Consider the following 25,497-nt stretch of genomic DNA (forward strand, 5'->3'; position numbering starts at 1 on the left):
GTGTAGCCCCTCTGTTGTTCATGGGTGATGCCCGGTAAGCAGGGCCAAGACAAAGCCCGCAATCGTCAGCAGCGCTACCAGTACCCCAGCCAGCCACGGTGTTTTGGCACCGGTTTGCCGGTGCACGTGGGCACTGACAGCAATGACCGGCGCTATCATCAGCAGACAGAATCCTTGAAACCCCAGTAGTTGCAGGAGTCCGGGGGACTCAAAGAACACCAGGTAAAGAAACATCAGCGCCGCGCAGGTTGCCGCCAGCCAGGCCCAGCCGACGATTCTCATGAATGCCAGCATGAGCAGCTGGACGCGAGGGTCCAGCTCACTCCAGGGACGGGCTACGGCTTGGCTGTGATAAGGCATGAACTGCGCGCGGGTCAGGTAGATCGTCGCGAAGGCTGCGACGACTGAAAAGGCCAACAGGTAGGCGCTTAAAGCGAGCCAGGTTAACAGGGTCATCGCCAGACTCCGGTTAGGGTTGAGCGTGCTGGCCTATAGTGGTTCGTGCGGGCAGGGCGGTCTACTGGCAGAAATATCAGGTGCAGTAGGAGCAGGCTTGTTGTGGGAGCGGGCTTGCCCCGCGAGGCAGTGTGACTGGTACACCGCAATCGCGGGGCAAGCCCGCTCCCACAGGCGGTGCAAGACAATTCCCCCCCACCGGTCGTCAGTAAACGCCACCTCCCGTGGTGGGCAGCGGTGCGTCTTTGAAGGCGCTGACGAGCGTCTGCAAACCGCGCATCAGTACGGTGGTGTCTACGCCAACGGCGACAAAGCGCGCGCCCAGCTCGATATAGCGACGCGCCAGCGCTTGGTCGGCACTGAGAATCCCGGCCGCCTTGCCAGCCTTCTGAATGCGCACGATGGCATCTTCAATGGCCGCTTGCACTTCAGGATGCCCGGGGTTACCCCGATGGCCCATGGCGGCGCTGAGGTCGGCCGGGCCGATGAACACGCCATCAACCCCATCAACCGCGGCAATCTCATCGAGGCTGGCCAAGCCTGCAAGGTTTTCGATTTGCACCAGCAGGCACATCTGCTCGTCCGCCTGGTCCAGGTAGCCAGGGATGCTGTTCCAGCGCGAGGCGCGGGCCAGGGCGCTGCCGACGCCACGGACACCGTTGGGCGGGTAATGAATGGCGCGCACCAGCTCACGGGCTTGCTCGGCGCTTTCGACCATCGGCACCAGCAAGGTCTGCGCACCGATATCGAGGATCTGCTTGATCAGCGCCGTATCACCGACTACCGGGCGAATGATGGCTTGCGCGGCGTAAGGCGCTACGGCCTGCAGTTGGCCGAGCATACCGCGCAAGTCATTGGGCGCGTGTTCGCCGTCGATCAGCAGCCAGTCGAAACCGGCATTGGCCGCCAGTTCCGCACAGTAGGGGTCGGCCAGGCCTAGCCACAATCCGATCTGCGCCTCGCCGGACTGCAAGCGTTGTTTGAAGGTGTTGAGGGGCATTTGCATAACGGCACTTCTCGCAGGGTGGCTCAGACGAAGCGGCAGGCGATGCTGCCGAGCATGTCGTAGTCGACGTGGAAGGTGTCGCCGGGGCTGGCCGCGACCGGACGGGTGAAGGAGCCGCCGAGAATGATCTGCCCAGGCTCGAGGGTGACGTCGTAAGGCGCCAGTTTGTTCGCCAGCCACGCCACCCCTTTAGCCGGGTGGTTGAGCACCGCAGCGGACACCCCGGACTCTTCGATCACGCCGTTGCGATAGAGCACCGCCGGTACCTTGCGCAGGTCGATCTCGGTCGGGCGTACCGCACGGCCACCCATGACCACACCGGCATTGGCGGCGTTGTCGGAGATGGTGTCGAAGACTTTGCGTGTGGCTTTGCTCTGCGGGTCGATCTGCTGGATGCGCGCGTCGATGATTTCCAGCGCCGGGATCACCCACTCGGTGGCGTCGAGCACGTCAAACACGGTGACGTTCGGCCCTTTCAGCGGCTTGCCGAGAATGAACGCCAGCTCGACTTCTACGCGCGGCACGATGAAGCGCTCGAACGGAATGTCGCTGCCTTCATCGAACAGCATGTCATCGAGCAGGGCGCCGTAGTCCGGCTCGGTGATGTTCGACGACACCTGCATGGCGCGCGAAGTCAGGCCGATCTTGTGGCCGACCAGCTTGCGCCCGCCCTTGATCTTCGCGGCAACCCAGGCGCGCTGGATGGCGTAGGCATCGTCAATGGTGATCTCGGGGTAGTCGAGGGAGAACTGGCGTACCTGTTCCCGCGAGCGTTCGGCGGTGTCGAGGCGGGCAGCGGCCTGTTGGATGAGCGTGGCGTCAAGCATGGGAAACCTCAAAGCGTCTTGTTGAACAGGGGATGCAGGCTGCTGTGTTTACCGTCGTAGACCTGGCCTGGGCTTTCATCGATCTGCAGGGTGATGCCCAGCGGGCGTTGCTGCAGGAGGGTGTCGAGGTGGGCGCGCAGCACTGCCAACAGGCTGTCGCCCACCGCCTGGTGCACGGCGGACGTGCGTCCGGCGCCCATGCGCAGGTTGGCGTAGAGAAATCCGTAGTCGCCCTTGCCGTCGGCCACCGCGCAGTGCGTCGCCGGGTAGGCCAGGACACGGGTGCCGCCAGTGGGGAATACGGCTTTGCCACTTTCGTCACGCTGTTGCAGCATGCTGTCGGCCAGGGCCTGGCACAGGCCGGGCATATCGACCTGCTGTTCGAGATCAGGGGTGTAGAGCAGTACCAAGTGGGGCATGGTGACTATCCTGCGAAATGATCAGCCGGCTCACCGTTCGCCAGTGCGCGAACGGTGATCCTGTAGGGCTTGGGTCAGAGACGGCTGGCGGAGGCCACACCGCTCGGGTTGGAGGCCTGCGCCGGCGGCAGGCTGCTGCCGTCTTGCGGGGTGACCGGGAACACCGCGTTGATTTGCCCGGTGCCGGAAGCGGCGAAGTACGGGGTCAGCACTTCGGCTTTGGCGTCGTACTGCGACCAGCCCAGCGCCCCCAGGAGCATGGCGGTGTCATGCATGAAGCCTTCGCCGTGACCTTTGGCGGCGTATTCCGGCAGCATCGCGCAGAATGCCTCCCACTCAGCGTTTTCCCACATCTGAATGACGCGTTCGTCGAGGTTCTGCAGAAACGGGCTCCAGATCTTCGTGGCGAATTCCGGCGCCTGGCCGTTCTGGGCAAAACGGTGAGACAACGAGCCGCTAGCCAGAAACGCCACGGTGCCGTCGTACTGATCTTCGACCGCCTTGCGCATGGCCCAGCCGAGGCGTGCGCTGTCGTTCAGGTAGTGCGACGTGCACAGCGACGACACCGAGACCACCTTGAAGTGCTGGTCGGCGTTCATGTAGCGCATCGGCACCAGGGTGCCGTACTCCGGTGCCAGAGTGGTGGCATCGTGGGCCATGGTTTCGACGCCAAACTGGTTACAGGCCTCGGCGAGAATCTTGCCCAGTTGCGGATTGCCGGGGAACTCGTACTCCATGTTGCTGATGAAGTGCGGCAACTCGTTGCTGGTGTACAGGCCCTTGAAGTGCGGGGCGCAGTTGATGTGGTAATTGGCGTTCACCAGCCAGTGGGTGTCGAACACCACAAGGGTATCGACGCCCAGCTCACGGCAACGCCGGCTGATTTCGATATGGCCGTCGATGGCCGCCTTGCGAAAGCCCTGGCGCGGGCCGGGCAATTCGGACAGGTACATCGAGGGGACGTGGGTGACTTTGGCTGCCAGAGCAAGCTTGCCCATGGTACTTCTCCTAGCGTGGCCCCACAGGGCCTGGTTCTTGTGATTGGTCTGCACGCAGGAAACTGGCGACCCTTACCGGGTTATAAACCTGGTCGGGTCACTCTTGCGAGTGCAACCTCACACGCCCCAACGCGGAATGTGGTGGCTGCCCATGGAAATGCACACGTTCTTGATTTCGGCGAACACTTCAAAGCTGTATTCGCCGCCTTCACGACCGGTACCCGAACCTTTCACGCCCCCGAATGGCTGACGCAGGTCGCGCACGTTCTGGCTGTTGATGAACACCATGCCGGCTTCGATACCGCGGGCCAGGCGGTGGGCCTTGCCGATGTCCTGGGTCCAGATGTACGAGGCCAGGCCGTATTCGGTGTCGTTGGCCAGGCGCAGGGCTTCGGCTTCGTCCTTGAACTTGATCAGGCACACCACCGGGCCGAAGATTTCCTCCTGGGCGATGCGCATGCGGTTGTCGACATCGGCGAACACGGTCGGCTGAATGAACTGACCTTTGGCCAGGTGCGCGGGCAAGTTGGCCGGGCGTTCCAGGCCACCGGCGAGCAGGTTGGCGCCTTCCTCGATACCGATCTTGATGTAGCCGGTGACCTTGTCGTAGTGGGCCTGGGTGATCATCGAACCGACCTGGGTTTTCGGGTCGGTCGGGTCGCCGACAATCAGGCGTTTGGCGCGGGCGGCAAACTCGGCGACGAATTGGTCGTAGACCGTTTCCTGAATGAAGATGCGGCTGCCCGCCGTGCAACGCTCGCCGTTCAGCGAGAAGATCGTGAACAGCGCGGCGTCGAGGGCGCGATCAAGGTCGGCGTCGTCGAAAATCAGCACCGGCGACTTACCGCCCAGTTCCATCGAGTATTTTTTCAGGCCGGCAGACTGCATGATCTTGCGGCCGGTGGCGGTGCCGCCAGTGAACGAGATGGCGCGTACGTCAGGGTGGCGCACCAGCGCGTCACCGGCCGTTGCGCCGTAGCCTTGCACCACGTTCAGCACCCCCGGCGGGATACCGGCTTCAAGTGCCAGGCGGCCCAGCTCATTGGCGGTCAGCGGCGACAGCTCACTCATCTTCAACACGGCGGTGTTGCCCAGCGCCAGGCATGGCGCGGTTTTCCAGGTGGCGGTCATGAACGGTACGTTCCACGGCGACACCAGGCCACACACACCCACTGGCTGATACAGGGTGTAGTTGAGCATCTGGTCGTCGACCGGGTAGCTGTGGCCGTCCATGCGTGTGCAGACTTCAGCGAAGAAATCGAAGTTGTGCGACGCACGCGGGATCAGCACGTTGCGGGTCTGGTGGATCGGCAAGCCGGTGTCGAGGGTTTCCAGTTCGGCCAGTTGCGGCACGTTCTGGTCTATCAGTTCACCGAGTTTGCGCATCAATTTTGCGCGTTCCTTGGCCGGGGTGTTGGCCCACTTCGGGAAGGCTTCCTTGGCAGCGGCCACTGCCAGGTTGATCTCCTCGGCCGTGCCGCTGGCCACTTCACCAATGGCTTCGCCGGTGGCCGGGTTGTAGTTGGTGAAGGTGTCTTTGCTCTCGACTTCGCGGCCGTTGATCCAATGCTTGATCATGCTGTGTGTCTCTCGTGTTCTGGGGTTAGCCGCGCGCGGCAAAGAATTGGCTTTCACTGACGATGCGGTTGACCAGACGGCCCACGCCTTCGACTTCCACCACCACTTCATCGCCAGGCACGACATCGGCCAGGCCTTCGGGCGTACCGGTGGCGATCATGTCGCCCGGCTGCAGGGTCATGAAGCTGGAGAAGTATTCGATCAGGTAGGGGATGTCGAAGATCATGTCGGCAGTGCTGCCTTGCTGTTTCAACTCGCCGTTGATCCAGGTGCGCAGGGTGAGCTTCGACGGATCGGGTACGTCGGCGGCATCGACGATCCACGGGCCGACCGGGGTGGTGCAGTCACGGTTCTTAACCCGCAGGTTGGGCCGGTAGTAGTTTTCCAGATAGTCGCGAATGGCGTAGTCGTTGCACACGGTGTAACCGGCCAGGTAGTTCAGGGCATCCTCGCGCTTGACGTTGCGCGCCGGCTTGCCGATCACCGCCACCAGTTCGCACTCGTAGTGCATGTACTTGACGTCGTCCGGGCGCCAGGTGACCTGGTTGTGGCCGGTGTAGGTGCCGGGTGACTTGATGAATGCCAGAGGCTCGGTCGGTGCCTTGAATGCAAGTTCTGCGGCATGGTCGGCGTAGTTCAGGCCCAGAGCGAACATGCTGCCTTCGGCCGGCGGCAGCCATTGCACCTGGTCTTCGCCGAGCAGACGGCCGTCGGGCAGGCGAACGGCGTTGTCGGCTTCAACGGTGACGGCATACACCTGGTTTTCGTAGCGGATGCGGGCGTGTTTCATCGGTTTCTCCTTATTCCGCGACGATGGTGTTGGTCAGGCGGCCGAGGCCACTGATGTCGACGACCACCTGGTCGCCGGGTTGCACATCGACCCGGCCTTCCGGGGTGCCAGTGATCAGCACATCGCCGGCGTGCAGGGTCATGAACTCGCTGAGCTCGGCAATTAATTGGGGAATGCTGCGCACGAAGTTGGCGGTGGTGTTCTCCTGACGCACCTGGCCGTTGACCAGCAGGCTCAGGGTCAGGTTGTGCGCATCGGCCACGTCGCTCACTGGGATGACTTCGTCGCTCAAGGCGCAGAAACCATCACGGCACTTGGCTTTCACCGCCGGGCGGTAGTAGCTGTCTTCCGGCAGGCTGAATTCGTTGACGATCAGGTAGCCGGCTACATGGTCGAAGGCCTGCTCGACGCTGACGCGGCTGGCGTCTTTGCCGATCACCACACCGAGCGCCGGGCCGGGCTGCAAGCGCTCGCCGCTGGGCGCAACCACCGCCTGGCCATCGCCATTGCGGGTGTTGGGGGTTTTGATGAACAGCACCGGTTTGACCGGTGGTTGCTGGTACGGCGGCTGATTGAACTCGGGCAAACGGCTTTGCAGCAGGCCCTGGTAGTTCAAGGCAATGCCAAACAGGCTGCCGTTGGCGATTTCGCTGGTGGCGCGACGCATGCTTCACTCCTGGATCGGGCGGGGCAGACCCCGTTGATAGCGTTGGGCGATGCTCTGCGGGGAGGGCAGTCGCCGGGAGATTGTTAACATGCTAATGTTATAATTAATATGTTAACGATGGTCAAGCCATGGATGACATCGCAGCTCGCAATTGCCGGTTTGCGTCGCTTCAAGGTTGTTGTTTAAATCATTCACTGTTTCCTTTATTTGGCCGGAGAGCCGATCCCGTTATGCCTGTACCTCGTCCCTCACTGACATTGACCCTGTTGCAAGCGCGTGAAGCGGCCATGGGGTTCTTTCGCCCCTCGCTCAACCAGCACGGCCTGACCGAGCAGCAATGGCGAATCATTCGCATCCTGCGCCAGAACGGAGAGCTGGAGAGCTATCAGCTGGCCGAGCAGGCCTGCATCCTCAAACCGAGCATGACCGGCGTGCTGACGCGCATGGAGCGTGATGGCCTGGTGCGCCGCTGGCGATCGCCGCAGGATCAGCGCCGCGTGCATGTGGGGCTGACGGAGAAGGGCCAGCAGTGCTTTGTGTCCATGAGTGAAGACATGGAACGCAATTACCAGCGCATCCTTGAGCAATTCGGCGAAGACAAGCTGCAGTTGCTGCTTGGCCTGCTCGATGAGTTGAAGCAGATCAAGTACTGATGGCAGCCCGGCCGCCCATCCCCAACATCCACATCGGCCAGGCCTACGACCAGCGCTACGCCGATGCCCAGGTGCACTACGAGGCACTGGGTAAGCTGGCGGACTTTTTCGGCCGGAACATGCCGGTGCACCGGCACGACCGTTTTTTCCAGGTGCATTACGTCAAGAGTGGCACGGTCAGGGTGTACCTCGACGACCAACGTTACCTGCAGGAAGGGCCGATGTTCTTCCTGACGCCGCCGACCGTTGCCCATGCCTTTGTCACCGATGCGCAAAGTGATGGTCATGTGCTGACGGTCAGCCAGCAGTTGGTCTGGCCGCTGCTGGAAGAGAGCGTTGGCCTGGCAGCGGGGGCGCGCATTGCGCCGATCTGTGTGGCCGTGGGCGATCTTGATGAGGCGTATGCCGATGAGGTGGCGCGGCTGAACCTGTTGTTCGATCAATTGCGCAGTGAGTTCGCCGCCAGCCAGCCTGGGCGGGCGTTGAGCCTGGAGGCGCTGACGCGGTTGATTTTCATCAGCCTGCTGCGCCTGTCAGCGCGGTCGTTGACGGCGCAAGCGTCGCGCAGCGAAGACTTGCAGATTTTTCAGCGTTTCAATTTGCAGATCGAGGCGCACTACCTTGAGCATTTACCGCTCAGCCAGTACGCACAATTGCTGGGGGTGACCGAGGCGCGGCTCAATGATGTCTGTCGGCGCATCGCCGATATGCCTTCCAAGCGCCTGGTGTTCGAACGGCTGATGCAGGAGGCCAAGCGCCTGCTGCTGTTTACCGGCAGCACGGTAAACGAAATCTGCTATCAACTTGGCTTCAAAGACCCGGCGTACTTCAGCCGGTTTTTCACCCGCCATGCTGGCGTGACACCCGGCGAGTACCGCTTGCGCAGCCGAACCCTGTGAAATTGCTGTCCGGTGGGAGCGGGCTTGCCCCGCGATAGCGATTTGTCAGTCACATCGCATCGCGGGGCAAGCCCGCTCCTACACATCACATCAGCGGCAGGGTATAGCCGATGATGATGCGGTTCTCATCGATATCCGAGGTCAAACCGGCGCTGGAGCGGAAGGTGGCGTTGCGCAGGCGGATGTTGAGGTTTTTGAAGGTGCCGGACTGAAAGGCGTAGACCAGGTCGGTGTCACGTTCCCATTCTTTACCGCCACTGACTCTCGCTGTTTCAATGTTGCGGCCGTTGACGTAGCGGGTCATGAAAGACAGTCCGGGTACGCCAAGCGCAGCGAAGTCGTAGTCGTAACGGGCTTGCCAGGCATCGGTCTCGGCTTTGGTGAAGGTGTTGACCGTCACCAGGTTGACCGAGTACGGGTCAAGGCCCGGAAAGGCAAAGTCGCCATCACCGGACAGGCTCTGGTAACCCGCGCCGAACTTGTGCGCGCCGATGCCCAGGGTCAGCATGCCGTTGAAGAAGCGGTTGTCGATACGGCCGGCATCCACGCGCCCGGCGCTGCGATAGCGATGGTCGCCGCTTTCACCGGTGTCGAAGTAGCGCAGGTCGGTTTTCAGGGTAACGCCCTCGGCCAGGGTGGCGCTGTGCACCAGACCGGCAAAGTGCTGCTGATAGATGTTGTCCATCTGCGCGTAGTAATAGCTGACGATCAGGCTCGGGTTGAGCGCGTAGCTGCCGCCCGCCAGGTCAAGGTGCGCGCTTTCGACGCCGTTGTAGTTCATCTCGTCATTGCTCGACGAGTCGCGCTGGTTGATCTTTTCCAGGCGCCCGGCGTTGAGAGTCAGGCCGCCGATTTCCTGTGAGTTGAGCAGGGTCCCGGCGTAAGTGGAGGAGAGCAGGCGCGTGTCGTTGTAGGCCGCTACCGGCAGTTGCGGCTGCAAGGTGCCGACTTTCAATACGCTTTTCGACAGCCGCACTTTGGCGGTCAACCCCAGTTCACTGTAGGTGTCTTCCGGTTCCAGGCTCTCGGCGCCGTAGGCCAGCAGGCCGGTGCCGCGACGGTCACGGCTGGAGTCCAGCTTGATCGCCGTTTCACCGATAGCGTCCAGGCCAAAGCCAAGGGTGCCTTCGGTGAACCCTGACTCAACCCGCGCGGTAAAGCCTTGCGCCCATTCCTCGGCCTTGGCCTGGGGCGCGTTGCTTTGGCGAAAATCGCGGTTCATGTACATGTTGCGGGCTTCGAGGCTGGCTTTGGTGTCGCTGAAGAAGTCGGCAGTTGCCACCTGGCTGAAGCCGCAGGCGGTACCGAACAGGCAGACGAGTGCCGGGGTAGTGCGGGGCATCCTGATCATTGTTCTTGTCTCTAGGATTGGTGTTGGCGTGTCGAAACGGCATTGGGTCCTTGGGCCGTGCCCATATCATGTAGCCATATTGTTAAGTTATTAACAATAGTATTTTTCATGAGACGAAAAGATCTAAAAGGCCTTTTTTTGCCTTTTTTAATCGATAAATCATTGAAATTAAACGACTAAGAAGATTTTTTTGACGCAGCGTAGCGAGCGCTGAATCCCGCAGCCTGCTCGCATAGTGGTTGACAATCTCAGCCAAAAAATTAACTTATTAACGTATTGCGCTTCCTCAGAGCTATCGCGCCAGCGTGGCCACAACAACAACACGGAGCTAACACCATGAAAACAATGACAATTGCTGCCCTGTGCCTGGCCATGGCGGGCGCGGCGTCGGCTCAGGCTGAAACCGTCACCCTCAAGATTGCCCACTTCCTGCCTTCGACCTCCAACGCTCAGGCCAACATCATTGAACCGTGGTGCGAGCAGTTGCGTCAGGAGTCCAACGACCGCATCAAGTGCCAGCTGTACCCTTCGATGCAGTTGGGCGGGACTCCGGCCAAGCTGGCCGACATGGCGCGCAACGGTGTGGCGGATATCGTCTGGACGGCGCCTGCCTATTCGGCCGGTAAATTCCCACGTGTCGAGGCGCTGGAGCTGCCTTTCGTCCTGCCTTATGGCGGCAAGGCCGGTAACGAGATCATCTGGAAGTTCTACGAGCAGTACGCCCAAGACGACTTCAAGGGCTACAAGGTGCTGGTGGTACACGGCGATGGCGGTATGAGCCTGCACACCCGTGGCAAAGCCGTGCAGACCCTGGCCGACCTCAAGGGCCTGAAACTGCGGGCGTCGAGCCGTACCGCAGCGAAAACCGTCGAGAGCCTTGAGGCTACCCCGGTGAGCATGCCGCCGGCACAGATGACCGAAGCGATTTCCAAAGGTGTGGTCGACGGCGCCCTGGCCGCCTGGGAAGTGGTGCCGGCAACCAAGCTGGACGAAGTTACCCAGTATCACAGCGTCACCCCGGCCGGGCAGCCGGCCTTCGGTTACACCGTGCTGGCCATGCTGATGAACCAGCGCAAATTCGACAGCCTGCCGGCCGATTTGCAGGCAATCATCGAGCGCAACAGCGGTAAGGCGTTGTCGGAGCGTTTTGCCACGGCCTGGGACAAAGCTTCGGATGCAGCCTATGCCGCCACGCCGGCAGCGGGGCTGGTGAACATCGATGCCAAGGCCTACAGCGAAATGCAGGCGTCTTCGGCAGGGGCGGTGCAGCAGTGGATCAAGGAAGCTAACGACAAAGGCCTGGATGGCAACGCGCTGGTGCAGGATGTACGCAGCCTTTCCGGCCTGGCGCAGTAATCGCCATGCAAGAATCTTTGACCATAGAGTTTGATGCTGAACAGCATCGTGGCTGGGCGCGCCGCACCTTGTTGTGGCTGACCCAGGGTTTTGCCATGGCCGGTGGCGTGCTGTTGATCGGCTTGATTGCCATGTCGATGGTGTCGATTGTCGGGCGCAAGCTGTTCTCCGTGCCGGTGCGCGGTGACATGGAGCTGGTCGAGGTCGGGGCGGCGATTGCCATCGCCGCGTTCCTGCCCCTGTGCGAGCTGCGCGGCACCCACATCAAGGTCGACGCGCTGACCTCCTGGCTGCCTGCACGGGTGCGCGACACCCTGGATTGCATCGGCCACCTGCTGTGCTGCGCCGCCGCCTGGATTCTGGCCTGGCGCACCTGGCTGCAGATGCTGGAAAGCCGTGAGTTCGGTGACAGCACCACGCTGTTGTCGTTTCCGCTGTGGATTCCCTTGTTGCTCATCGTACCGAGCCTGGTGCTGTTGGGTTTGTGCGCCCTGGCGCGGGTGCAGGACATCTGTCGTAAAGCCGGGAGGCAGGCATGAGCGGTCTGGTATTGGGGCTGATCGCCCTGGGCATCACTACGACCTTGTTGTTACTGCGGGTGCATATCGGCGTGACCATGCTGGTCGGTGGCGCGGCGTGCTTCTGGGCAATCAACGACGGTGACCTGTCGAGCCTGTTGTACACCCTCAACTCGTTGGCCTACTCGCGCTTGTCCAACTACGACCTGGCGGTGATCCCGTTGTTCGTGATGATGGGCCAGTTCGCTACCCACGGTGGTTTGTCGCGCTCGATCTTCCGCTGTGCGGCGGCGTTCATCGGCCATTGGAAAGGCGGGATGGGGCTGTCGGCCATTGGCGCCTGCGCAGGGTTCGGCGCCATTTGCGGCTCGTCGCTGGCGACGGCGGCAACCATGAGCCACGTGGCGTTGCCGGAACTGCGTCGGCACAACTATTCCGGACGTCTGGCCACAGCGACCGTCGCCGCAGGCGGCACGCTGGGTATTCTGATTCCCCCGTCGGTGCCGCTGATCATTTATGCGGTACTGACCCAGGAGTCGATTGCCAAGCTGTTCGTTGCGGCCATCGTTCCGGGCGTAGTGGCGATTGTCGGTTACATGATCGTGCTGCGCATCATGGTCTCGCGTGACGAGAGCCAGGCGACCGTATCGCCCAAGGCCTCGGCGGTCGAGCGGGTCAAGGCGCTGGTCAGTGTATCGCCGGTCATTGGTGTGTTCCTGGTGGTGATCGTCGGCATCTACGGTGGCTGGGCCAACCCAACCGAAGCAGCGTCCATCGGTGCCGCTGCCTGTGGTGTGCTGGCGGTCTGGCAGGGCGGTATGCGCTGGAGCGGCTTCCGCGCCAGCATGCTCGGTACCGCTGAAACCACGGCGATGATCTTCCTTGTGCTGCTGGGCGCCGACCTGCTCAACTCGGGCCTGGCGCTGACCCAGATGCCGGGCGAGCTGGCGGCCTGGGTGATTGGCAGTGGTCTGGCGCCGATGCTGGTATTGCTGATCATCCTCGGTTTGTACCTGCTGCTCGGTTGCGTCATGGATTCGCTGGCGATGATCCTGCTGACCATTCCGATCTTCTACCCGATGATCATGGGCCTGGACTTTTTCGGCATGAGTGAGACGGACAAGTCGATCTGGTTCGGGATTCTCGCGCTGATGGTGGTGGAGATCGGGCTGATCCATCCGCCGCTGGGCATGAACCTGTTCATCGTGCAGCGTACGGCCGGGGATGTGCCGTATGGTGAAACGGCCAAAGGGATCGTGCCGTTCCTGTGCTCTGACCTGTTGCGTATTGCCTTGCTGGTAGCCTTCCCGGGGCTGAGCCTCTGGTTGTTGGCGTTTTAGCGTTTATCGCGGGGCAAGCCCGCTCCTACACGTTTCTTGTGGGAGCGGGCTTGCCCCGCGATTCCCGGAGTCCCCATGCCCCCTCGCTTGATTGTTCTACTCGCCGCCCTGGTGGCCTTCGGGCCACTGTCGATTGACATGTACCTGCCCAGCCTGCCGTTGATTGCCACCGATCTGGGGGCCAGTCAGCAGCAGATTCAACTGACCATCAGCCTGTTCCTCGCCGGTTTCAGCCTCGGCATGCTGTTCTATGGGCCGCTGTCCGACCGCTTTGGCCGACGCAAGCTGTTGCTGGCCGGGATTGTCTTGTACATGCTCGCCAGCATCGGTTGCGCGTTGGCCAGCGGTCCCGGTCAGCTGATCGGCTGGCGCCTGATGCAGGCGTTGGGCGGTGCCGCGGCGTCGGTGCTGGCGCGGGTCATTGTCCGCGACCTGTTCCCGCTCAACGACGCCGCACGGGTGCTGTCGTTGATGCAGCAGGTGACCATGATCGCCACCCTGGTAGCGCCGCTGCTGGGCAGCTACCTGATGCTGCTGAGCGGTTGGCGTGTGCTGTTTCTGGTGTTGTTCGGCTTTGCCGGTCTGTGCCTGCTGCTGGTGCTGCGCTACATCCCGGAAACTCATCCACCGCAGGCGCGCGGCGCTTCGCTGCTGAGTGTTTTCAAGGCCTATGCCGACATCGCCCGCAGCCCGCAGGCGCTGGGTTACATCCTGTGCATGGGCCTGACCTTCGCCGGTATGTTTGCCTTTATCACCGCCTCGCCGTTTGTCTATATCGAGTATTTTGGCGTTTCCGCCCAGCACTACGCCTGGCTGTTTGCCCTGAACATTGCCGGAATCATGAGCATGAGCTTTCTCAATGCGCGTTTGGTTCGGCGTTTGGGTTCGCAGCGTATGCTCGGTTTCGGTGCCACGCTGGCAGCCGGCTCAGGGATGGCCTTGCTGCTGTGTGCCGGTGCTGGCGTAGGCGGCCTGCCAGCGCTGGTGCTGTGTGTGTTGCTGTTTGTCAGCATTACCGGCCTGGTCGCGGCCAACTGCCTGGCCTGCCTGATGGCGATTTTCCCGCGTCAGGCCGGGGCAGCAGCGGGCTTGGCGGTGGCCATGCAGTTTGGCCTGGGCACCGTGGCCAGTGCCCTGGTCGGTGCTTTGTACGACGGCAGCCCCTGGCCGATGGCGCTGGTGGTGGGCAGCGCCGGTATCGGAGCGTTTCTGGCTTACCGCCTTAGCCGTGGCTGAGGGCAGGGCGGCGTACTGCCCAGGCACAGTAGACCAGCAGTAGCGCCCCGGCGCCGAGCAACACCATCGGGGCGCCCAGCCGCGCGGCGACCAGCCCGGCCAGCAGGCCGCCGATGGCGTCAAAACCGAAACGTGTCGATGTGTACAGCGCCACCACCCGGCCCCGTAGCGCTTCCGGTGCCTGGCTCTGCAGCAAGATGTTGGTGCCGACGTTGCACAGGGTGATGCCAAAGCCAAGTGCGGCCATGGCCAATAGCGACAACCACAGCTGGGTACTGACCGCGAACACCAGCATGGCCACTGCACTGCTGGCTGCACTGGCAAGAATCAAGCGCACCAGCGGAGTTGTGCTGCGATGCCCGGCCAGGACCACACTGGCCGCCAATGAGCCGAGCCCGGCAGCTCCCCATAACCAGCCGAGGGTGCGTGCGTCACCGGCGAAAATGTCACGGGCAAACACCGGCAGCAGCACCACATAGGTCGATGCGGTGAGGTTGATCACCATCACGCTGAGCATCAGTTGCTTCACCTGCGGGCTGTCCAGGGCATAGCGCAGGCCTTCGCGGAACACATTGGCAAATGAGCCGCTGGCGCGTGCCGTGGGCAGTTGGCGGACACAGGCAAGGCCGATCACCAGGGCCAGATAGGACACGGCATTGAGGCTGAAGCACACCGCTTCGCTGATCACCGCCAACAGCAATCCGGCCAGCGGCGGGCCGATGAAGCGCGACAGGGTGAACAGCATGGCGTTGAGGGCGAGGGCGTTGGGCAGGTCCTGACGGTCGTCGACGAACTGACTGAGCAACGACTGGCGCAACGGTGTATCTACGGCATTCAACACACCCAGCAAAGCGGCCATGAACACAATCAGGGTTGGCCCGATCAGTTCGCTGGCGGTCAAACCGGCGAGCACCAGCGCCTGCACCGCGAGTGCAGTTTCGACCATGATCAGCAGGCGCCGCTTGTCATGCCGGTCGATCCAGGCACCGGCAAACGGCCCGACCAGCAATTGTGGAATCAACGCGGCGAAGGTGGTCAGGCCGAGCAGGGCGACCGAGTCGGTCAGCCGGTAAATCAACCAGCTCAAGGCCACCTGCTGGATCCAGGTCCCGAGGGTGGAAATCGCGTGGCCAAAAAAGTACAGGCGGAAATTGCGGTGGCGCAGAGCGCGCAGGGAGCTGGGCCAATGACGCATGACAGAGAACGGCTCCGGTGCCGGGAGGGGGCGTTATGGTACTGGTTTCGTTGTCTTGTTAACAATTTTTCTGAGACACCCACACCTTCTGGTAGGAGCGGGCTTGCCCCGCGATCCGATGTGACAGGCAAACCACTATCGCGGGGCAAGCCCGCTCCTACCGGAGGGGGCTAGAAAGCCATGGAAAGTGCAATGCAGAGTCCGAAATGTCCATTTTTAGCGCTGTTCGGGCTGCGCATAATCCTCCTCAGAACTAAGCGAATTTCTAACAACAAGGTCGCTAACAATGAAAAAGCCAACGCCCCTCTTTGATGCCCTCAAGGAGATCCTCCCTGCCATCGCCGCCAATGCCGCGCAAGCCGAGCAGGACCGCATGGTCCCGGCCGAAAACATTGCCATGCTCAAAGGCCTTGGCCTGCACCGCGCCTTCCAGCCCAAGCCTTACGGCGGCCTGGAAATGTCGCTGCCGGATTTCTGTGACTGCATCGCCTTGCTCGCCGGTGCCTGTGCCAGTACCGCCTGGGCCATGAGCCTGCTGTGCACCCATAGCCATCAGCTGGCGATGTTCCCCAAGCAGTTGCAGGATGAAATCTGGGGCGCCAACCCGGATGCCACGGCCAGCAGTTCGATTGCGCCGTTCGGCAAAGTCGAGGAGGTCGAGGGTGGCGTCATGTTCAGCGGCCAGATGGGCTGGAGCAGTGGCAGCGATCACGCCGAATGGGCCATCGTCGGTTGCCGCCGGGTGAATGCCGAAGGGGCGCTGGACTACTGCTTCGCGGTGCTGCCACGCAGCGACTACCAGATTCAGGATGATTGGTACGCCGTCGGCATGAAGGGCAGCGGTACCAAAACCCTGTCGATCGGCAACGTGTTCGTCCCTGAGCACCGCATCCAGAAAGCCAAGGACATGATGGAAGGCAAGTCCGCCGGTTTTGGTTTGTACCCGGACAGCAAGATCTTCTACAGCCCTTATCGGCCGTACTTTGCCAGTGGCTTCGCGACCATCAGCCTGGGTATTGCCGAGCGCATGCTGGAGGCGTTCAAGGAGAAAACCCGCAACCGCGTGCGCGCCTACACCGGGGTCAATGTCGGGGCCGCTACACCGGCCTTGATGCGCCTGGCCGAATCCACCCATCAGGTGGCTGCCGCCCGGGCCTTCCTGGAAAAAACCTGGCGCGATCATGCCGAACATGGCGAGCGTCATGAGTACCCGAGCCGTGAAACCCTGGCGTTCTGGCGGACCAACCAGGGCTATGCGGTAAAAATGTGCGTTCAGGCCGTCGATCGCCTGTTCGAAGCCGCCGGTGGCACGGCCTGGATGGAGAGCAACGAGCTGCAGCGCTTGTGGCGCGATTCGCACATGACTGCCGCGCATGCCTACACTGACTACGACGTCTGCGCGCAAATCCTTGGGCGGGAATTGATGGGGCTGGAACCCGATCCGAGCATGGTCTGACGGCCTGTACTCTTTCTCGAATCGACCTGCCGGGTGCGCCCGGCACTGAGGACATCATGAGCAACCAACAAGAAGCGGGCTTCGATCCGCGTGCGTTTCGCCGTGCCTTGGGCAACTTCGCTACCGGTGTGACGATCATGACCGCCGCCGTCGGCGGTCGCAAAGTCGGCGTCACCGCCAACAGCTTCAACTCGGTTTCACTGGAGCCAGCACTGATTCTCTGGAGCATCGACAAACGCTCCACCAGCTACGACGTGTTCCACGATGCCAGTCACTTCGCCGTGAACATCCTGGCGGCGGATCAGATTGACCTGTCCAATCAGTTCGCCCGGCCCAAGGACGACAAGTTTGCCGGTGTCGACCACCAGGAAGGGGCGGGAGGGGCGCCGTTGTTCAGCGACTGCGCAGCGCGTTTTCAATGTGAAATGCACCAGCAGGTCGATGGTGGTGATCATTGGATTCTGATTGGCAAGGTCATCGCCTTTGACGACTTCGGCCGCTCGCCGTTGCTCTATCACCAGGGCGCCTACTCGTCGGTGCTGCCGCACCCGCGGCTGACGTCGCGTCCTGAAGGCGGTGGCAAGAGTGCCTTCCAGGGACGCCTGAGCCATAACCTCTACTACCTGATGACCCAGGCCGTACGCAGCTACCAGGCCGACTACCAGCCACGGCAGCTGGCTACCGGCCTGCGCACCAGTGAAGCGCGCATGCTCATGGTGCTGGAGAACGATAGCGGCCTGGACATGACCGGACTGCAGCGTGAAGTGGCGATGCCCATGCGTGAGATCGAACAGTCGGTCGACATGCTCAAGCGCAAAGGCCTGGTCGAAGACCGTGCGGCTGGCTGCTTCGGCCTGACGGCCGCCGGTGTCGAACAGACCGAAGCGTTGTGGGACATTGCCTGCGAACAGCAGACTCGAGTGTTTGCCGATTGCTCGCCGGAGCAGATCGAGACCTTCAAGCGCATGCTCAAACAGGTAATTGGCACCTGCTAAAGGCGTACCTCGGTGGGAGCGGCGGTGCGGCGATCCGACTTGCCCCGCGAAGCAGGCACTGCGGTGAATGGCACGGGCTTCGCCCGTGTTCGCGGGGCAAGCCCGCTCCCACCTGGGTGGTCACACCTTGAAGGTGGCCATCAAGCCTTGCTGGTGATTGGCCAGGCGGTTCAACGCCTGGCTGATCTGCGCCGACTCCTGTGCCTGCTCAGACAACGATTCGGTCACATCACGAATACTCGCCACATTACGGTTCACTTCTTCAGCCACCGCACTTTGCTCTTCGGCCGCCGAAGCAATCTGCAGGTTCATGTCGGTGATCACCGCCACCGCATCGCCAATCCGTTGCAATGCCGGTACCGCCTGTTCGGCCTGGGCCACGCTGCCCTGAGCCTGGCGGTGACTGCTGTGCATCGAACCGACCACCTCGCGTGTACCTTGTTGCAGGCCTTCGATCACGGTGCGAATCTCCTCGACCGAATCCTGGGTACGCTTGGCCAGGCTGCGCACTTCATCGGCCACCACCGCAAAACCGCGCCCGGCCTCGCCGGCGCGTGCCGCTTCAATGGCGGCATTCAAGGCCAGCAGGTTGGTTTGCTCGGCAATCGCGCGAATCACTTCAAGCACTGAGCCGATCTGCTCGCTACGGCTGGCCAGCTGTTGTACTTCTTCCATCCCCGCGTTCATTTCACAGGCCAGCTGTTCGATGGCGCGGCTGGTGGTGCGGATCAGTTCCAGGCCTTCGCGGGTGGCCAGGTCGGCACCGCGTGCCGCTTCGGCAGCTTGCGCTGCGTTGCGGGCGACGTCCTGGGCGGTAGCGCTCATCTCTTGCGAGGCAGTGGCCACCTGGTCGACTTCGCGGTATTGCTGCTGCATGCCGGCGCTGGTCTGGCTGGCAATTGCGGCCGACTGGTCAGCGGTGCCGCGTGCATCCTGTACCGAGGCTTTGACGTCGGCGATCACCGGTTGCAGCTTGTCGAGGAAGCGGTTGAACCAACTGACCAGTTCACCCAGTTCATCCTTGCCGACGTAGTCCAGGCGGCGGGTCAGGTCGCCTTCGCCACTGGCAATGTCTTTGAGCATCGCTGCCACGCCGAGGATCGGCCGGGTCACTCCGCGTGCGGTCATCCAGATCACGATCAGGCCCAGCACCACAGCACCCAGGGCCATCAGCAAACTGTTGAGGTTGGCGCTGTTGCTATGCGCATCAAGGCGTGTGGTGAGCTCAAGGGCGGGCGCTTGCAGCACCTGCTCAGGGACTTCCAGCAACACGCTCCACGGCTGCGCGCCCGGCACCGGGGCAAACGACTGGCTGACCTGAAGCATGCCATTGTCGTTCACTTCAGCCGCCTTGCCCGCGCGCATCTGTTGCGCCAGGGCACTGGCTTGCTGGCCGAACACCTCTTCGATTTTTTTGCTCAGCTGCTTGCCGTCGCGGCTGTGCCCGGCCAGCAGGCCAGCGGGGCTGACGATACTGACCTGGCCGTTGCCGTCGAACAGGTCCTGGCGGCCGTCCAGGCTCAATTGCTGCAGGTTGTCGAGGCTGATATCCAGGCCCATCACGCCAATCACTTTGCCGTCTTGCTTGAGCGGGATGGCGATGCTGGTCATCAGCGGCGTGCGGTCGCCGACGGTGTCGAAGTAAGGGTCGATAACACAGGCTTCGCCGCTTTCCAGCGGGCAGGTTAGCCAGCGGTTGTAAGCGAAACCGTTAGCGCCAAGGCTGGTATCGGCCAGCATCGACTCTGGCATGGCCTCCGACTCCAGCTGGCCCGGTTGCGGTTGCGACCAGTACAGCGAGAAACGTCCGCTTTCATTGCTGCCGAGCGCTGCTTGATCGATGAAGGCTGCGTCCTTGCCATCTAGCGCACCGGGTAGAAACACCAGGTACAGGCCCAGCAGTTCCGGGTTCTCTGCCAGTGCCGTCCGGGCTTGCTCGGTGAGCTGCTGACGCAGGTTATCGCCACCCTGGGTCTTGAGCACCATCATCAGGTGAGAGACGCCATTGCCATACAGGTAGGCGTCCTTGAAGTAGCGTTGGATGCGCACCGCTTGCAGTTGCGCATAGGTTTGCAAGCGCAGGCGCGCGTTCTGCTCAAGCATCTGCGTGCTGGCGCTGTTCACCAATGCCGCGCTGCGACTGGACTGAAACAGCGCTGCCGCCATCAGCACCCCCACGATGGTCAACAGGCACAAGCCGGCGAGCAGGGTGATCTTCCATTGAATGAGCAGGCGGCGCAGCAGCATGGTGACGTCCTTGTAGTTTTAAGGGTAGTGGACAGTAAAAGGCCCATCGAAATCGACGGGCCATTGGTCATGGTAGTTACTCGGCAATGAAACTCGGTGGCGCAACCTTGAAGGCTTTGGTCAGGTAGGCCAGGTACAGCACCCCTAACGCCGCCCACACGCCGCCAAACAGTAGCGAGTGTTCATCAAGGTCCAGCCAGAGGATGGCGATGATGCAAAAGCCAATGGTCGGGACCATTAGGTACTTGAACTTGTCGAGCAAGGTCTTGTTGCGGCCTTCACGCATGTAGCAGTGCACGATGACCGAAAGGTTCACAAAGCTGAAGGCGACCAGCGCACCGAAGTTGATCACCGAAGTGGCGGTCACCAGGTCGAAGAAAATCGCCGACAGTGAGATGAACCCGACAATCACAATGTTGATCGCTGGGGTTTTCCACTTGCCGTGCAGGCGGCCGAAGTAGCGTTTGGGGATGACGTTGTCGCGGCCCATCACATACAGCAGGCGCGACACGCTGGCTTGCGAGGCCAGGCCGGAGGCCAGGGTGTTGATGAAGGTGCAGCAGATGAAAATCGACTGGAACAGCTTGCCGCCGACATACAGGGCGATTTCCGGCAGGGCGGCTTCGTGATCCTGGAAGCGGTCCATGTTGGGGAAAAACGACTGGATGTAGAACGACACGACGATGAACACCAGGCCACCGATCAGGGCAATCAGGAAGATCGCGCGGGGGATGACTTTCTCTGCGTTTTCGGTTTCTTCCGACAGGGTGGTGACCGCATCGAAGCCCAGGAACGAGAAGCACAGAATGGTGGCGCCAGCGACCAGGGCATTGAGGTGGGTGTCCTCACCGGCGAACGGCAACAGGCTCCACGAGGTGCCCAGACCTTCGCCGTTGTGCAGACCGCGAATGGTCAGGTAGATAAACACGCCGATGATGACCGCCTGAATGGCGACGAACAGGGTGTTGAAGTTGGCCACCAGGGTGATGCTGCGGATGTTGATCAGGCTCATGATGGTGACAAAGCCCACCACCCAGGCCCAGGCCGGCACTTCCGGGAACATCACCGACAGGTAGAGTTTGGCCAGCAAGGCGTTGACCATCGGCAGCAGCAGGTAGTCGAGCAGCGACGACCAGCCGACCAGAAAGCCGACATGCGGGTTGATCGCCCGGCGGGTATAGGTATAGGCCGAACCGGATTCGGGGAAGCGCCGCACCAGGGTGCCGTAGCTCACCGCCGTGAAGAGGATGCCGAGCAGGGCCAGCACATAGGCGCTTGGCACATGACCATCGGTGATGCCGGAGACAATGCCGAAGGTATCGAACACGGTCATTGGCGCGATGTAGGCCAGGCCGATGATGACCACCTGCCAGAGTTTCAGAGACTTTTTGAATTGGCTGCCGGCAGCGCTGGTGCTGTTACTGTGCATGCTGAGCGTGCTCCTGAGTCCGGAAGGAGCGGGCGCTTGCAATCGCTGTCTGGCGGGGTGAAACGGTGAGAACGGGTCCTTTGTTCTGCTGCTTAGGTGCGCGTGAAGAGACTGGCATCATGAATGGCACTTGCCCGTATGTATTTGGAATTATTCTTTTTTTGCAGCGGTGAGGCAGAGGGAAAATAGAAAGTGTGATGTGGTGTGTCAATTAAATTCTGACAAATTGTTACTGGATTGTGTCGGGCTTGCGCCCGTTATCGTGCATTAGGTGCTCTAAACCAAAGGTCTTGGCGTTATTCGGATTTCATTGGATGTCGAATAAATTTGACACAGATATCGGTCTTTTTTTGTGGGAGCGGGCTTGCCCCGCGATGCGATGTGACTGAAGGATTGCGATCGCGGGTCAAGTCGCATCGCCGCCCCTACAACAAGGTTGCCTGCAGGGCTTCGAGAAACACCGCTTCAGCGCGGCTCATGCGTTGCTCGCGGTTCCACAGCAGGTGAATGTCGACATCGGCAATGCCCTCATGCGGTGGCAAGGGCCAGAGCAAGCCCGCTGCAACGTCCTCAGCCACCACGTGGGCGGGCAGGCAGCCAACACCGTACCCGGCAATGACCAAGCGGCGCACTTCTTCAAGGCTCGGTGAAGTGGCAACGATGCGCCCACTGAAGCCCTGTTGGTCACGGAAAATGGTCAGCGGCGAGAGCATGCCGCCAATCTGGTCACTGGCAAAACTGACGAAGTTTTCCCGCTGCAGGTCGCCCTCGGCAACGTCCTGTTTGCCGAACAATCCATGGTGTTTGCCACAGAAAAAGGCGTAGCGCTGGCGCAGGAACAGGCGCTGTTCCAGGCGCGGCTGAGGGCGGCGGTTGAGGCTCAGGCCAAGGGTCGCGGTTTTTTCCTGCAGGGCGCTGACGATGTCGGAACTGCGCATCACGTCGATTTCCAGATCAACCCGTGGATGCTGGCGGTGGAAGTCGGCGAGGAAGCTGTCGAACCGTTCGCAGGCGATCCGGCTGATCATCAGCAGGCGCACTTTGCCGATCACTTCGTCGGCCGGTTGCTCCAGCACACCACTGACCTGAGACATTTGCCCGTAGATTTCACCTGCCAGGTGGAAAATCTGCTCGCCCACTTCGGTTAGCGCAAAGCGTGGGCCGCGGCGGGCGATGAGCTGGCGCCCCAGTTGTTCTTCCAGACGCTTGAGCGCCTGGCTCACCGCCGGTTGCGTCAGGTGCAGGCGCGCGGCAGCCCGGCTGATACTCAGCTCCTGGCCGATGACGCGAAAGGTGCGCAGCAGGTTCCAGTCCAGACGGTCGTTGAGCAAGCGGTCAGGCATGGCAGGGTCCTGGGGTTTAAATATAAGGGCGGTTAATAGTGTGAATAATAAATAGAAAATTGACTAATCATAGCCTGCAGACGAAAAATCGTGGTCATACAGGCGTCATCGAGAACGCCCGAACGCACCGTTCCCTCCTGCCAGAAAAATAATCAAAGGAGCCTGACCCATGACGCCTACCGCATCGCCCCAGCCTCGCCGGGCTGCCGCTGCCGCCTTTATCGGAACCATGATCGAGTGGTACGACTTTTACATTTATGCCACCGCCGCCGCTTTGGTGTTCGGCGCCTTGTTCTTCCCCTCCGACGACAAACTGTTCAGCACCATGGCCGCTTTCGGCACCTTCGCCGTGGGCTTTTTCGCCCGGCCCCTGGGCGGCATTGTGTTTGGCCATATTGGCGACCGTATCGGGCGCAAGAAATCCTTGGTGATTACCCTGTTGATGATGGGCGTGGTCACCGTGTGCATTGGCTTGTTGCCGACCTATGCACAGATTGGTGCCACGGCGCCGGTGTTGTTGATTCTGCTGCGTATCGTCCAGGGCATTGCCGTAGGTGGTGAATGGGGCGGGGCGGTGCTGATGGCCGGTGAGCACGCACCCAAGGGCCGCCGTAACTTCTTTGCCTCGTTCGCCCAGTTGGGCAGCCCGGCGGGCTTGATCCTGTCGCTGCTGGCCTTCAGCGCCGTCACCCGCCTGCCCGAGGAAGACCTGATGAGCTGGGGCTGGCGCTTGCCGTTCCTGGCCAGTGCACTGTTGCTGCTGGTGGGCCTGGCGATTCGCCTGGGGGTCAATGAATCACCAGAATTCCTCGCCAGCCGTGAACAGGCCAGCAAGGCCAAGCGCAAAGAGCAGGCACCGGTGATGGAAGTACTGCGTACCGCCTGGCGCCCGCTGCTGCTGTGTATCGGCGCCAATACCCTGGGCATCGCCGGGGTGTATTTCACCAACACCTTCATGATTGCCTACAGCACCCAGCAACTGGCCTTGCCACGCTCGTTGATTCTCGAGTGCCTGTTCGTGGTGGCGATCATTCAGTTCTGCATCCAGCCGCTGGCGGCCTGGGTGGCAGAGAAGATCGGCGCCACGCGCTTCCTCTGCCTGGTGTCGCTGCTGGCCATGGCCTCGCCGTACCCGATGTTCGTGCTGGTCAGTTCCGGCCAGGCGCCGCTGATCATTGTCGGTATCGCCCTGGCGGTGGTGTGCATGGCGTCGTTCTATGCGGTGATCGCCGGTTACGTCAGCGGCATGTTCGAGACCCGCGTGCGCTACACCGCGATCTCCATGGCCTATCAGGTGTGCGGTGCGATTGCCGGTGGCCTGACGCCCTTGGTCGGCACGTGGCTGGCGCACAAGTTTGTTGGCCAGTGGTGGCCGATGGCGCTGTTCTACAGCGTGATTGCTGCCATCTCGTTGCTTTGCGTACTGGCCCTGGCGCGCCGCCACGCCGCCGCCCACCGCCTGGAAATGGCCTGATCTGTCAATGAATACTGGAGTAGTTGCGATGTTGAAAAGCAACGGCGAACGCCTGTGGGCGAGCCTGATGGCCATGGCCGAAATCGGTGCGACGGCCCGTGGCGGCAGCTGCCGCCTGGCCTTGAGTGAAGAAGACAAAGCCGGACGTGAACTGTTTGCCCACTGGTGCCGCGAAGCAGGCATGACGCTGAGCGTTGACCCGATTGGCAACCTCTTCGCCCGCCGCCCAGGCAGCGACCCGCAGGCCGCCCCGGTGATGATCGGCAGCCACCTCGACACCCAGCCTGAGGGTGGGCGTTTCGACGGTGTCTACGGTGTGCTGGCCGGGCTTGAGGTGGTGCGCTGCCTCAATGACCTGCAGATCCAGACGCGCAAGCCGCTGGAAGTGGCGGTGTGGACCAACGAAGAGGGTGCGCGTTTCACCCCGGCGATGTTCGGCTCGGCGGTGTTCACCGGCACGATGAAACTTGAAGACGCCCTGGCGGTGCGCGATGCCGAGGGTGTCAGCGTTGCCGAGGCGTTGCAGCGCACCGGCTATGCCGGCACGCGGCCTTTGGGCGGTGCGGTGGATGCCTATTTCGAAGCGCACATCGAGCAGGGCCCGATTCTTGAAGACAACGCCAAGAGCATTGGTGTGGTCAGCGGTGGCCAGGCCATTCGTTGGCTCGACGTGCAGGTCGAAGGCATGGCTGCGCACGCCGGCACCACGCCGATGCCGCTGCGCAAAGATGCCCTGTATGGCGCCGCGCCGATGATCCAGGCAATTGAACAGTTGGCCAGTGAATTTGCCCCCCAAGGGCTGACCACGGTGGGCGAACTGAGCATCAGCAAGTCGTCGCGCAACACCATTCCCGGGCGCGTGCAGTTCACCGTCGACCTGCGTCATCACCGCGACACGGCCATTGCCGACATGGAACAGCAGGTCACTAGCCGCCTGCACGCTATCGCTGCCCAGCGTGGCCTGAACGTCAGCATCAGCCGCCACTGGGTCAGCCCGGCAACGCCGTTCGATAGCGCGTGTGTGGCTGCGGTGCAGGCGGCAGTCGATGGCCTGGGTTACGCCCAGCAATCGATTGTCAGCGGCGCTGGACACGACGCTATTCTGCTGGCGCGCTACTGCCCGACAGCGATGGTGTTCATCCCCTGTGTCGGCGGCTTGAGCCATAACGAAGCCGAAGATGTGCTGCCCGAGGACGTACGCCAAGGCGCCGATGTGCTGCTCAACGCCGTGTTGGCCCGTGCCGGTCGTGTCGAATAAGGAGAA

22 protein-coding genes and 2 pseudogenes are annotated in these 25,497 nt (G+C 61.6%); 10 read left to right on the top strand and 14 right to left on the bottom strand.

Annotated elements, in window-relative coordinates; translation table 11 throughout:
* Positions 1–18: 18 nt before the first annotated feature.
* From ACVWSC_RS10785 to ACVWSC_RS10820, 8 genes are all read right to left on the bottom strand, one after another.
* Positions 19–456, bottom strand: coding sequence for a hypothetical protein (locus ACVWSC_RS10785; RefSeq protein WP_442113615.1), 438 nt, complete (start codon positions 454–456; stop codon positions 19–21).
* A 205-nt stretch (positions 457–661) separates the two neighbouring features.
* Positions 662–1,462: a 4-hydroxy-2-oxoheptanedioate aldolase gene (gene hpaI, locus ACVWSC_RS10790; RefSeq protein ID WP_442113616.1), complete on the bottom strand. Its 801-nt coding sequence runs from the start codon at positions 1,460–1,462 to the stop codon at positions 662–664.
* A 23-nt stretch (positions 1,463–1,485) separates the two neighbouring features.
* Complete coding sequence (gene hpaH / locus ACVWSC_RS10795; RefSeq protein ID WP_442113617.1) at positions 1,486–2,289, bottom strand: 2-oxo-hept-4-ene-1,7-dioate hydratase; 804 nt, start codon at positions 2,287–2,289, stop codon at positions 1,486–1,488.
* A gap of 8 nt (positions 2,290–2,297) precedes the next feature.
* Complete coding sequence (locus ACVWSC_RS10800; RefSeq protein WP_442113618.1) at positions 2,298–2,708, bottom strand: 5-carboxymethyl-2-hydroxymuconate isomerase; 411 nt, start codon at positions 2,706–2,708, stop codon at positions 2,298–2,300.
* Positions 2,709–2,782: 74 nt separating this feature from the next.
* Entirely contained in the window at positions 2,783–3,706 is a 924-nt protein-coding gene (hpaD, locus tag ACVWSC_RS10805; RefSeq protein WP_442113619.1) for a 3,4-dihydroxyphenylacetate 2,3-dioxygenase, read from the bottom strand.
* A 117-nt stretch (positions 3,707–3,823) separates the two neighbouring features.
* Entirely contained in the window at positions 3,824–5,284 is a 1,461-nt protein-coding gene (hpaE, locus tag ACVWSC_RS10810; protein WP_442113620.1) for a 5-carboxymethyl-2-hydroxymuconate semialdehyde dehydrogenase, read from the bottom strand.
* Between the two features lie 25 nt (positions 5,285–5,309).
* Complete coding sequence (locus ACVWSC_RS10815; RefSeq protein WP_442113621.1) at positions 5,310–6,074, bottom strand: fumarylacetoacetate hydrolase family protein; 765 nt, start codon at positions 6,072–6,074, stop codon at positions 5,310–5,312.
* A gap of 10 nt (positions 6,075–6,084) precedes the next feature.
* The gene (locus tag ACVWSC_RS10820) at positions 6,085–6,741 is read right to left on the bottom strand and encodes a fumarylacetoacetate hydrolase family protein (RefSeq protein WP_442113622.1); all 657 of its coding nucleotides are present in this window, start codon (positions 6,739–6,741) and stop codon (positions 6,085–6,087) included.
* Positions 6,742–6,971: 230 nt separating this feature from the next.
* Here ACVWSC_RS10820 and hpaR point away from each other — a divergent pair, with 230 nt between their 5' ends.
* Positions 6,972–7,394, top strand: coding sequence for a homoprotocatechuate degradation operon regulator HpaR (gene hpaR, locus ACVWSC_RS10825; RefSeq protein WP_442113623.1), 423 nt, complete (start codon positions 6,972–6,974; stop codon positions 7,392–7,394).
* Positions 7,394–8,293, top strand: a complete 900-nt coding sequence (gene hpaA / locus ACVWSC_RS10830; protein ID WP_442113624.1) for a 4-hydroxyphenylacetate catabolism regulatory protein HpaA — start codon at positions 7,394–7,396, stop codon at positions 8,291–8,293. The genes hpaR and hpaA overlap by 1 nt, the downstream gene beginning before the upstream one ends.
* Positions 8,294–8,378: 85 nt before the next feature.
* On the opposite strand, the gene ACVWSC_RS10835 is transcribed toward hpaA, so the two are convergent.
* Positions 8,379–9,635 carry an OprD family porin gene (locus ACVWSC_RS10835; protein ID WP_442114288.1) on the bottom strand — a complete coding sequence of 419 codons (1,257 nt, stop codon included), beginning with the start codon at positions 9,633–9,635 and terminating at the stop codon, positions 8,379–8,381.
* A gap of 345 nt (positions 9,636–9,980) precedes the next feature.
* On the opposite strand from ACVWSC_RS10835, the gene ACVWSC_RS10840 reads away from it, so the two are divergent.
* The 4 genes from ACVWSC_RS10840 to ACVWSC_RS10855 all read left to right on the top strand — a co-directional run bounded on the left by ACVWSC_RS10840 (position 9,981) and on the right by ACVWSC_RS10855 (position 14,094).
* The gene (locus ACVWSC_RS10840) at positions 9,981–11,000 is read left to right on the top strand and encodes a TRAP transporter substrate-binding protein (protein ID WP_442113625.1); all 1,020 of its coding nucleotides are present in this window, start codon (positions 9,981–9,983) and stop codon (positions 10,998–11,000) included.
* Between the two features lie 5 nt (positions 11,001–11,005).
* Positions 11,006–11,539 (top strand): TRAP transporter small permease, encoded by a 534-nt coding sequence (locus ACVWSC_RS10845; protein WP_442113626.1) that lies wholly within the window; start codon positions 11,006–11,008, stop codon positions 11,537–11,539.
* Complete coding sequence (locus ACVWSC_RS10850; RefSeq protein ID WP_442113627.1) at positions 11,536–12,858, top strand: TRAP transporter large permease; 1,323 nt, start codon at positions 11,536–11,538, stop codon at positions 12,856–12,858. The genes ACVWSC_RS10845 and ACVWSC_RS10850 overlap by 4 nt, the downstream gene beginning before the upstream one ends.
* A gap of 75 nt (positions 12,859–12,933) precedes the next feature.
* Positions 12,934–14,094, top strand: coding sequence for a Bcr/CflA family multidrug efflux MFS transporter (locus ACVWSC_RS10855; RefSeq protein ID WP_442113628.1), 1,161 nt, complete (start codon positions 12,934–12,936; stop codon positions 14,092–14,094).
* Here ACVWSC_RS10855 and ACVWSC_RS10860 read toward each other — a convergent pair.
* The gene (locus ACVWSC_RS10860) at positions 14,081–15,289 is read right to left on the bottom strand and encodes an MFS transporter (protein ID WP_442113629.1); all 1,209 of its coding nucleotides are present in this window, start codon (positions 15,287–15,289) and stop codon (positions 14,081–14,083) included. The genes ACVWSC_RS10855 and ACVWSC_RS10860 overlap by 14 nt on opposite strands.
* A gap of 286 nt (positions 15,290–15,575) precedes the next feature.
* Between ACVWSC_RS10860 and ACVWSC_RS10865 the strand changes: the two genes are divergently transcribed.
* Together ACVWSC_RS10865 and ACVWSC_RS10870 are read left to right on the top strand one after the other, a co-directional pair.
* Positions 15,576–16,745, top strand: a complete 1,170-nt coding sequence (locus tag ACVWSC_RS10865; protein WP_442113630.1) for a p-hydroxyphenylacetate 3-hydroxylase oxygenase component — start codon at positions 15,576–15,578, stop codon at positions 16,743–16,745.
* A gap of 56 nt (positions 16,746–16,801) precedes the next feature.
* Positions 16,802–17,740 (top strand): p-hydroxyphenylacetate 3-hydroxylase reductase component, encoded by a 939-nt coding sequence (locus ACVWSC_RS10870; protein WP_442113631.1) that lies wholly within the window; start codon positions 16,802–16,804, stop codon positions 17,738–17,740.
* 120 nt (positions 17,741–17,860) lie between these two features.
* On the opposite strand, the pseudogene ACVWSC_RS10875 reads toward ACVWSC_RS10870, so the two are convergent.
* The 4 genes and pseudogenes from ACVWSC_RS10875 to ACVWSC_RS10890 form a co-directional block, all read right to left on the bottom strand.
* A pseudogene (locus ACVWSC_RS10875) lies at positions 17,861–18,403 on the bottom strand (methyl-accepting chemotaxis protein); the annotation flags it as partial.
* Positions 18,404–18,718: 315 nt separating this feature from the next.
* Positions 18,719–19,987, bottom strand: a pseudogene (locus ACVWSC_RS10880) (methyl-accepting chemotaxis protein); the annotation flags it as partial.
* Between the two features lie 76 nt (positions 19,988–20,063).
* Positions 20,064–21,416 (bottom strand): APC family permease, encoded by a 1,353-nt coding sequence (locus ACVWSC_RS10885; RefSeq protein ID WP_442113632.1) that lies wholly within the window; start codon positions 21,414–21,416, stop codon positions 20,064–20,066.
* 425 nt (positions 21,417–21,841) lie between these two features.
* Entirely contained in the window at positions 21,842–22,759 is a 918-nt protein-coding gene (locus tag ACVWSC_RS10890; protein WP_442113633.1) for a LysR family transcriptional regulator, read from the bottom strand.
* Positions 22,760–22,928: 169 nt separating this feature from the next.
* On the opposite strand from ACVWSC_RS10890, the gene ACVWSC_RS10895 reads away from it, so the two are divergent.
* Together ACVWSC_RS10895 and ACVWSC_RS10900 are read left to right on the top strand one after the other, a co-directional pair.
* Positions 22,929–24,233, top strand: a complete 1,305-nt coding sequence (locus tag ACVWSC_RS10895) for an MFS transporter (protein ID WP_442113634.1) — start codon at positions 22,929–22,931, stop codon at positions 24,231–24,233.
* Between the two features lie 28 nt (positions 24,234–24,261).
* On the top strand, positions 24,262–25,491 hold the full coding sequence (locus tag ACVWSC_RS10900; protein ID WP_442113635.1) for a Zn-dependent hydrolase: 1,230 nt from the start codon (positions 24,262–24,264) through the stop codon (positions 25,489–25,491).
* Positions 25,492–25,497 lie beyond the last annotated feature (6 nt).

It is taken from the genome of Pseudomonas sp. NUPR-002 (assembly GCF_056322725.1).

Coding starts and splice junctions, on each gene's coding strand:
- ACVWSC_RS10820 (WP_442113622.1), bottom strand. CDS start 6,741: ATGCGTCGCGCCACCAGCGAAATCGCCAACGGCAGCCTGTTTGGCATT.
- ACVWSC_RS10885 (WP_442113632.1), bottom strand. CDS start 21,416: ATGCACAGTAACAGCACCAGCGCTGCCGGCAGCCAATTCAAAAAGTCT.
- hpaE (WP_442113620.1), bottom strand. CDS start 5,284: ATGATCAAGCATTGGATCAACGGCCGCGAAGTCGAGAGCAAAGACACC.
- hpaI (WP_442113616.1), bottom strand. CDS start 1,462: ATGCAAATGCCCCTCAACACCTTCAAACAACGCTTGCAGTCCGGCGAG.
- ACVWSC_RS10890 (WP_442113633.1), bottom strand. CDS start 22,759: ATGCCTGACCGCTTGCTCAACGACCGTCTGGACTGGAACCTGCTGCGC.
- hpaA (WP_442113624.1), top strand. CDS start 7,394: ATGGCAGCCCGGCCGCCCATCCCCAACATCCACATCGGCCAGGCCTAC.
- ACVWSC_RS10870 (WP_442113631.1), top strand. CDS start 16,802: ATGAGCAACCAACAAGAAGCGGGCTTCGATCCGCGTGCGTTTCGCCGT.
- hpaR (WP_442113623.1), top strand. CDS start 6,972: ATGCCTGTACCTCGTCCCTCACTGACATTGACCCTGTTGCAAGCGCGT.
- ACVWSC_RS10895 (WP_442113634.1), top strand. CDS start 22,929: ATGACGCCTACCGCATCGCCCCAGCCTCGCCGGGCTGCCGCTGCCGCC.
- ACVWSC_RS10815 (WP_442113621.1), bottom strand. CDS start 6,074: ATGAAACACGCCCGCATCCGCTACGAAAACCAGGTGTATGCCGTCACC.
- ACVWSC_RS10900 (WP_442113635.1), top strand. CDS start 24,262: ATGTTGAAAAGCAACGGCGAACGCCTGTGGGCGAGCCTGATGGCCATG.
- ACVWSC_RS10845 (WP_442113626.1), top strand. CDS start 11,006: ATGCAAGAATCTTTGACCATAGAGTTTGATGCTGAACAGCATCGTGGC.
- ACVWSC_RS10860 (WP_442113629.1), bottom strand. CDS start 15,289: ATGCGTCATTGGCCCAGCTCCCTGCGCGCTCTGCGCCACCGCAATTTC.
- ACVWSC_RS10850 (WP_442113627.1), top strand. CDS start 11,536: ATGAGCGGTCTGGTATTGGGGCTGATCGCCCTGGGCATCACTACGACC.
- ACVWSC_RS10800 (WP_442113618.1), bottom strand. CDS start 2,708: ATGCCCCACTTGGTACTGCTCTACACCCCTGATCTCGAACAGCAGGTC.
- hpaD (WP_442113619.1), bottom strand. CDS start 3,706: ATGGGCAAGCTTGCTCTGGCAGCCAAAGTCACCCACGTCCCCTCGATG.
- ACVWSC_RS10835 (WP_442114288.1), bottom strand. CDS start 9,635: ATGCCCCGCACTACCCCGGCACTCGTCTGCCTGTTCGGTACCGCCTGC.
- ACVWSC_RS10785 (WP_442113615.1), bottom strand. CDS start 456: ATGACCCTGTTAACCTGGCTCGCTTTAAGCGCCTACCTGTTGGCCTTT.
- ACVWSC_RS10855 (WP_442113628.1), top strand. CDS start 12,934: ATGCCCCCTCGCTTGATTGTTCTACTCGCCGCCCTGGTGGCCTTCGGG.
- ACVWSC_RS10865 (WP_442113630.1), top strand. CDS start 15,576: ATGAAAAAGCCAACGCCCCTCTTTGATGCCCTCAAGGAGATCCTCCCT.
- ACVWSC_RS10840 (WP_442113625.1), top strand. CDS start 9,981: ATGAAAACAATGACAATTGCTGCCCTGTGCCTGGCCATGGCGGGCGCG.
- hpaH (WP_442113617.1), bottom strand. CDS start 2,289: ATGCTTGACGCCACGCTCATCCAACAGGCCGCTGCCCGCCTCGACACC.